The sequence below is a fragment of the Bradyrhizobium sp. genome, assembly GCF_016462955.1.
Classification (GTDB): Bacteria; Pseudomonadota; Alphaproteobacteria; order Rhizobiales; family Xanthobacteraceae; genus Bradyrhizobium.
This window is the reverse complement of record NZ_JAEMSD010000744.1, coordinates 1-2,512: the sequence shown is the minus strand read 5'-3', so window position 1 is coordinate 2,512 and position 2,512 is coordinate 1. Positions and strand designations below refer to the sequence as shown.

The 2,512-nt window shown below is 69.3% G+C and carries 2 protein-coding genes and 1 pseudogene; 1 reads left to right on the top strand and 2 read right to left on the bottom strand.

Annotated features, from left to right (window positions below):
• Positions 1-862: DNA-processing protein DprA (dprA, locus tag JHD07_RS37735; RefSeq protein ID WP_291631450.1), on the bottom strand; the 862-nt coding region annotated here is incomplete at its 3' end.
• Between the two features lie 91 nt (positions 863-953).
• On the opposite strand from dprA, the gene JHD07_RS37730 reads away from it, so the two are divergent.
• Complete coding sequence (locus tag JHD07_RS37730) at positions 954-2,198, top strand: amidase (RefSeq protein ID WP_291631448.1); 1,245 nt, start codon at positions 954-956, stop codon at positions 2,196-2,198.
• Here the strand turns inward: JHD07_RS37730 and JHD07_RS37725 are convergent.
• Positions 2,190-2,512: pseudogene (locus JHD07_RS37725) on the bottom strand (patatin-like phospholipase family protein); the annotation flags it as partial. The gene JHD07_RS37730 and the pseudogene JHD07_RS37725 sit on opposite strands and share 9 nt — an antisense overlap.

Sequence of the window (2,512 nt, the reverse complement as noted above, 5' to 3'; positions counted from 1 at the left end):
GGGTTGCGCCCTGCTTGATCAGGTCGTTGGCGCCGGCGGCGCGCGGATCGAGCGGGGAGCCGGGCACCGCGAACACCTCGCGGCCCTGTTCGGCCGCCATGCGCGCGGTGATCAGCGAGCCCGAGCGATGCGCGGCTTCCACCACGACGACGCCGAGCGCGGCGCCGGAGATCAACCGGTTGCGGCGTGGGAAGTCGCGGGCGCGCGGCTCGTGGCCGAGCGGCATCTCGGAGATCGCCGCGCCCGCGTGATCGAGGATGGCGGCGAGCAGGTCGCCATGCTCGGGCGGATAGATGCAGTCATGTCCGCCGGCGAGCACGGCAATCGTGCCGCTCTCGACACTCGCGCGATGCGCGGCCTGGTCGACGCCGCGCGCCAGCCCTGAGATGACGATGAAGCCGGCTTCGCCGAGCTCGCGCGCGAGCACACCTGCGAACTTCAAGCCGGCGCCGGAGGCGTTGCGCGAGCCGACGATGGCGATCATCGGCCGCATCAAGGTTTTGATGTCGCCGCGCATGGCCAGCAGCGGCGGCGCATCGTCGATCATCGCCAGCCGGGCCGGGTAGCCGTCCTCGCCGGGCGCGCGCCAGGCGATGCCGAATTTGCGGCTCGCGGCGAGCTCGGCCTTGGCCTCGTCGGCACTGTAGATGCGGCCCGATCGCTGCGCGCCGCCGCGACGGGCGAGATCGGGCAGGCGCTCCAGCGCGGCGCGCGGGCTGCCGAAATGATCGACCAGCGAACGGAAGGTGCGCGGCCCGACATTGTCGGAACGGATCAGCCGCAAGCGGTCGATCCGCTCGGACTCGGTCAGCTCCACGCTCGGATTGATGGCGTCCACGGTGTCTCCTTGCAGGGACAGCATGGAACAACCTGAGGGCGTCGCGCAACAGTCACGTGCGCTTGCACGACCTTCTCGCAATGCTAAAAGCGATCCCAATAAGAAGGATGTTGCCATGATCTCACTCGCCGACCTCCAGCGCCGCATCGAAGCGGGGGAGCTTTCGCCCGATGCAGCCATCGCCCAGTCGCATACGGCGATCGAGGCCCGGGAAAAGGACGTTCACGCCTTCGTGCGGCATGACAAATCCGCGAAAGCGCAAACCTCGGGCCCGCTGCGCGGCATCGCCGTCGGCATCAAGGACATCATCGACACCGCTGACATGCCGACCGAGATGGGCTCGGAGATCTATCGCGGCTGGCAGCCGCGCGCCGATGCGCCCGTGGTGATGATGCTGAAGCGCGCAGGCGCCACCATCATCGGCAAGACCACGACCACGGCGTTTGCCTCGCGCGATCCGACGCCGACGCTCAATCCGCACAATCTCGGCCATTCGCCCGGCGGCTCGTCCGCGGGCTCGGCGGCTGCGGTCGGCGCCGGCATGATCCCGCTGGCGCTGGGCACGCAGACCGGCGGCTCGGTGATCCGGCCCGCGGCCTATTGCGGGACGGCTGCGATCAAGCCGTCGTTCCGGATGCTGCCGACGGTGGGTGTGAAGTGCTATTCGTGGGCGCTCGACACGGTTGGCCTGTTCGGCGCGCGTGCGGAAGATCTCGCGCGCGGTTTGCTGGCGATGACGGGGCGCACAGAATTCTCCGGCATCACCCCGGCGAAGTCGCCGCGCATCGGCGTGGTCAGGCAGGAGTTCGCCGGTGCCGTCGAGCCGGCTGCCGAAGAGGGGCTGCAGGCTGCAATCAAGGCCGCCGAGCGGGCAGGTGCCAGTGTGCGGACCATCGATCTCCCTGCATCGGTGCAGGAGGCCTGGCGCATCCACCCGATCATCCAGGATTTCGAGGCGCATCGCGCGCTGGCCTGGGAATTTTCGGAACGCCACGACGACATTGCACCGATGTTGCGTGCCAGCCTCGACGCGACGGCCGGGCTGACGCCCAAGGAGTATGACGAGGCGCGCCGGATCAGCCGCCGCGGCCGGCGCGAGCTTGGCGAACTGTTCGAAGGTTTCGACGTGCTCTTGACCTATTCGGCACCGGGCACGGCGCCCGCCAAGGAGCTCGCGACCACGGGCGATCCGCGCTACAACCGGCTCTGGACGCTGATGGGCAATCCTTGCGTCAACGTGCCGGTGCTGAAGGTCGGCGGCCTGCCGATCGGCGTGCAGGTGATCGCGCGGTTCGGCAATGATCCGCTGGCACTCGCGGCGGCCTGGTTCCTGGAGGAGGCGCTGGCGAAATCAGGCTAGCGCAGGTTCGCGGCGAACGGCCTGCTGATCGCGTGCGGGCGCCTTGCTGTCCGCCTCTTGCCCGAGCCAGCGTGCGGCGGCCTCGCGGCCGCTTCGATGCAGCAGGCGGATGAAGCCGCGGCCGAGGTCGGTCGATGAGCGCCGCGCCAGCCCCTCAACAGTGTCCTCGGCCGCGATCCTGGAAAGCCGCAGCGATGTCGCGGCTTGGGCCTGCGCCCATTCGACTGCGGCGATCTCGGCATTGAGGGCGGCGTTGGCCGCGATCTGGTCGAGCCGGCGGTCGATCGCGGCGAGCGTGATCGGCACGTAGCTGT

Excerpts from the sequence above, each read along its gene's own strand:
- JHD07_RS37730 (WP_291631448.1), top strand. The coding sequence starts at position 954 with ATGATCTCACTCGCCGACCTCCAGCGCCGCATCGAAGCGGGGGAGCTT.